This window comes from Microcoleus sp. MON1_C5 (assembly GCF_036701875.1).
GTDB lineage: Bacteria > Cyanobacteriota > Cyanobacteriia > Cyanobacteriales > Microcoleaceae > Microcoleus.
This window is the reverse complement of the sequence record NZ_JAUBRN010000011.1, coordinates 1-5,065: the sequence shown is the minus strand read 5'-3', so window position 1 is coordinate 5,065 and position 5,065 is coordinate 1. Positions and strand designations below refer to the sequence as shown.

General features: G+C 42.2%; 3 protein-coding genes. 2 read left to right on the top strand and 1 reads right to left on the bottom strand.

Annotated elements, in window-relative coordinates; all coding sequences use genetic code 11:
- Nucleotides 1–2,835, bottom strand: a 2,835-nt coding sequence (locus QUA71_RS07750) for an FkbM family methyltransferase (RefSeq protein ID WP_333283795.1), incomplete at its 3' end; no start/stop codon positions are given.
- Nucleotides 2,836–3,257: 422 nt separating this feature from the next.
- On the opposite strand from QUA71_RS07750, the gene QUA71_RS07745 reads away from it, so the two are divergent.
- Both QUA71_RS07745 and QUA71_RS07740 read left to right on the top strand, forming a co-directional pair.
- Nucleotides 3,258–3,941: a methyltransferase domain-containing protein gene (locus tag QUA71_RS07745; RefSeq protein WP_333283793.1), complete on the top strand. Its 684-nt coding sequence runs from the start codon at nt 3,258–3,260 to the stop codon at nt 3,939–3,941.
- A 176-nt stretch (nt 3,942–4,117) separates the two neighbouring features.
- A complete protein-coding gene (locus tag QUA71_RS07740) occupies nt 4,118–4,906 on the top strand; it encodes a class I SAM-dependent methyltransferase (RefSeq protein WP_333283791.1) in 789 nt (262 codons plus the stop codon).
- Nucleotides 4,907–5,065 lie beyond the last annotated feature (159 nt).

Below are 5,065 nucleotides of genomic sequence, written 5' to 3'. Positions count from 1 at the left end.
CTCTTGAACTTGATGGAGCTGAGATTGATACTGCTGTGATTCCTCTTGAACTTGATGGAGCTGAGATTGATACTGCTGTGATTTCTCTTGAACTTGATGGAGCTGAGATTGATACTGCTGTGATTCCTCTTGAACTTGATGGAGCTGAGATTGATACTGCTGTGATTCCTCTTGAACTTGATGGAGCTGAGATTGATACTGCTGTGATTCCTCTTGAACTTGATGGAGCTGAGATTGATACTGCTGTGATTCCTCTTGAACTTGATGGAGCTGAGACTGCGATCGTTTCAATTGCATTTCAAGTTTATGTGTTTGAGACTGCGACTGCTGCAATACTTCCTCTGTTTGGTGCTGTTGAGTTTGGGAGTGTTCTAATTCTGCCTGAACTTGAAGGAGCTGAGACTGATACTGTTGTGATTCCTCTTCAACTTGAAGGAGCTGAGACTGATAATGTTGTGATTCCTCTTGAACTTGATGGAGCTGAGACTGATAATGTTGTGATTCCTCTTGAACTTGATGGAGCTGAGACTGATAATGTTGTGATTCCTCTTGAACTTGATAGAGTTGAGAGTGCGATCGTTTCAATTCCCATTCAAGTTGATGTGTTTTAGACTGCGACTGCTGCAATACTCCCTCTGTCTGATGCTGTTGAGCTTGGGAGTGTTCTAATTCTGCCTGAACTTGATGGAGATGAGAATGCGATCGCTTTAATTCCCACTGACTCCGGTGCAGTTGAGCCTGAACTTGCACTAATTGAGAGTTCGCCAGCTCTAGTTCCTGCTGATTGCCATTTAATTGAGATTTGCTATTTGCTAATTCTGCTTGAGTTGTCTGCGTTTGAAACCGCAATCGCTCCAATTCCCACTGAGTCTGATGCAGTTGAGAATTCTTCTGTGCTAATTCTCTCTCAGTTGCGTTTAGTTGCGACTGAGATTGTTCCAATACTGCCTCAGTGGAGTGCAGTTGTGACTGAGATTGTTCCAATACTGCCTGCGTGGAGCCCAGTTGATCTTGATACTCTTGCAACAGTGTCTCAGCTTGTTGCATTTGATGTTGGAACTCTTCCACTATCGGCTGAGTAGTGTGCAGTTGACTTTGATACTGTTGCAATTCCTCCTGAGTAGTGTGCAGTTGACTTTGATACTGTTGCGCTTCCCCCTGAATTTGTTCCAGCAGAGCCTTACACTGTTCCAACTCCTCTCTAGTCTGGTGCAACTGAAACTTATAGAGATCCAATTCTTCTGTTGCTGATATTGTTGTTACATTTTTATTGCCTCCTGAACCATCGCTTGGGGGGCTTGTTTGATAATAGGGAGCGCAAAGTTTTGCAACTTCATCTTGGGCTATATTAAAATCACGAAAAGCAATAATGTTTCCATAGCCACCGTTCGGATAAAATATAGAATCTGGTTCTAAACTGGACGACTGCAACTCAAATATTCTTGCTTCTGTATCAAGCGCATTATCTATCATAATGCTGCAATTGTATCCGCACTCCTTCAATGCTCTGATACACTCCATAGTAGCGCTCACATACTTGGGCGACCAACCATATTGACCTTTTTCCTTAGAGTCGCCACCCCCATATTCAAACATAACTACGCTTGGCAGCCAAGCTTTGGGTAATTCCCCCAATTTAGTAATAATGGTAGACTCCGCACCTTCTATGTCTAGCTTTAAACAAGTTACTTTTTGAGCATTTATGTTTAACAGTAATTTAGATAAGGTCAATGATTGTACTTCTCGTGTTTCTGTAGAAACACCAAACCAGTCCGACTCAAGAGAAGCATAATTACTATCCAATCCAGCAGCCACATTTCCTAAATGAATAGTCTTAGTGCCGTTGACATCTGATAGACAGGCTTCTATCAAAGTGATGCCGTCATATTCGCACAAAACCCGGAGTCCCTCCACAGGGAGGGGTTCAACGGCGATAGTTTTAAATCCCAGCATAGAAAACATCTCGCAGTAAAATGCAAATGTTCCCACCCCAACATCTATACAAATGCCTTCTCGCTTTTCGTCTACCAAAGGAAGAACATAGCTTAAAATTCTTTGACAACAAGCTTCAACGCGCATTCCAGAGCCTCCTTGCTTATGATGATTCAGATTAAAATTACAAAAATTACTATCTAATAAATATTTTACCTCAACCAGCCATGATTTGTAACGCTCTGTTATCCAGTTAATTTCTTCTTGTTCCAGGTCAAACCTCCAAACACCTATAGCTCCGGAGTTCTTTGAAATGTGGTTGTGGTGTAATAAAGTCTTTGAATCGTACAACTGTTGCCTTGAGGGATTGAGTTGAGTATTTTGAAGGCCACCCGCCAAACTTAATATTACTTTTTTAGCATTCTCAACCGAGCATTCTTTATTCACCCATTCTATTGTATCTTCACTGGATTTGATGCCTAGAAATAAAACTACTTCCCTTATTGCTTTAGCTATATCTATAACAATACTTTCATATTTGTGTATTAAAATATTGGGTACATTTTTGAGCTTATAATATACTTCAATTGCAGCGTCAAGACTTGTGATCAGAGCCTTCCCCTTAACCTTGTCTTTTTTCTTCAGGCTTGCAGCTACATCTCTAATATCTCTGTAAATGTAACAAATTTTTACACAGCCCTTTAAGCTCATTTCGACTGCTTTTGGATAAAAATCATGGATTTTAATGACATGAAATAAATCGTCTTTACCCCACTCTAAGAATTGCTCTTGCAAATTAAATAGGTGATTTCCCTCGAAAAAACCTTCTCCTTTGCCGATATCTAGTTTTTCTACAAGGCTGCGACAAATATTGTATTGAAGTGTTGAACCCGATCTAGCCATTCCGTTGCATATTACTAACATTTTTGTTAAATAGGTATACAAGTACACTACGTGAACCAGTCGCTCTAGGACAACCTACTCCTAAAAATGGTTTCTCAGAAGCTTACCACAAATGAGGGTAATTTTTGCCCGATCGCCCCCAATCAACTCCCAATGAACTCAAGCCGTTGCTTTCCCAAGGATATCAGACTTCAGCCCTCTGAGGATGTTCCCGCAGGCACCAGGTATTATAGACAGGCGATCACCCCCAAGCCCTAAGCCATCGAGCTTAACAATAGATATTACCCGAAAAATCAACACACGAAGACGATCGCACTCAAGCGATCCACCAACACGTGCGATCGGGTAAACTAGAAAGGTCGATCGGGCTCCACCCTGTACTGAGGAGTCAAATCCCAAATCGCAAAACAAGACAATAAATTATGGATCTGTACGCAAAAAGAAGAGAAATAGCTTCTCAATACTTAAAAGGTGAGGGAATTGAGGTGGGCCCGCTCAATGCTCCCCTCGAAGTTCCAGCAGGCGTTAAAGTTCATTACATAGATCGGATGTCGGTAGAAGAATTAAGGCAACAGTACCCAGAACTAGCTGAGGTCAATCTCGCAGATGTTGATATCATAGATGACGGTGAAACTCTTTCATCCATACAAGATAACTCCTGGGATTTTGTCATTGCCAATCACATGATAGAACACTGTCAAAACCCGATCGGCGCTTTGGTAAACTTTTTGAGAGTTGTCAAACCCGAAGGAATTGTGTACATGGGTGTGCCGGACAAACGTTATACATTCGATCGCGATCGGCCCCTGACTTCCCTCGACCACCTAATTCGGGACTACAAAGAAGGGCCGGAATGGTCAAGAGTGCCTCATTATGAAGAGTATGTCAGGCTCGTTGACAAATTTCCTGAAGCACAGGTGGCTGAGCGGATGCAGTATTTACTTGACATAGATTACAGCATTCATTTTCACGTCTGGACGGCGGAGACTTTCCCAGAATTTCTCGGCTACTGTCAAAAAAATCTATTTTTTAGTTTTGATATTCAACTTTTCCAAGAAAATTTTGGAGAACTTATTTGTATTCTCAGAAAAAGAACAAAGGAGTAGCTTGTGCAATATCTTAAACTGGATATAGGCTGTGGTGGCAACAAAAAACCAGGAACACTTGGATTGGATTATGTTCAACAACCGGGTGTGGACTATGTAATAGATTTGCAGACTTAGAAGTTGCCCTTTGCAAGTCTGAGCGTTGAATATATTCACTCTTCTCATTTTTTAGAACAATGGAAATCCTAGATTATTATGTTAAGTCCGCCCCTAGCGTACAGAATACACTGGATATTTTTCAAGGTGAATGGGCATCTAAGTTGCCAGGCGATTTGTCATTACTAAATGCAGGACAAAGCGGACTGTTTGAAGATGCTCGCATCACTTGGGCTATTGAGCAATTAGGGGGAGTTACAGGTCAAACAATCCTCGAACTCGGCCCGCTGGAAGCGGGACATACCTATATGCTGGAGAAAATGGGAGCAGCATCGATTACGGCAGTTGAGGCCAGCACTCGCGCTTATCTAAAATGCCTAATTGTTAAAGAAGCTGTAGGACTTCGCAATGCTCACTTTCTTTGCGGTGATTGTGTAGAATATCTGCGGTTAAATCCGGGCAAGTTTGATACTTGCTTCGCCAGCGGCATACTCTACCACATGACAAACCCTGCTGAGCTGATCGGCTTGATTGCTAAAGTTTCAGACCGAGTTTTTATATGGACTCACTACTATGACGAGAATATAGTCCGCAGCACTCCTTCCCTTTCCGCAAGGTTTGCCGAGAAGACTGCTGCTGAGTATCAAGGCTTTAAACATATGCTTTACCGTCAGGAATATGGAGAATACAAAGGTGAAGTAAAAGCTACTGGTTTCTGCGGCGGCAGCAGTCGATTTAGTAACTGGATGAGCCGTGAAGATATAATGTCATGTTTGACCTATTTTGGGTTAACCGACATCCGCATCAACTTCGATCAGCCTCACACTCCTCACGGGCCGTGCTTTGCTTTAGTAGCGATGAGGCGGTGAGTTCTAGATTGGTGCTGGAAGTTCGATCGCTTGTTGATAATAAGCGATCGCTTCACCCTAATCCCCAACAACAGACATAACTTCCAGGGCTATTTCATTCTAAACAAGTCTTTGAGGATGTTAAAATTAAAGCCAGCAAGACGTTGAGCTTGAGCCATG

Coding starts and splice junctions, on each gene's coding strand:
- QUA71_RS07740 (WP_333283791.1), top strand. CDS start 4,118: ATGGAAATCCTAGATTATTATGTTAAGTCCGCCCCTAGCGTACAGAAT.
- QUA71_RS07745 (WP_333283793.1), top strand. CDS start 3,258: ATGGATCTGTACGCAAAAAGAAGAGAAATAGCTTCTCAATACTTAAAA.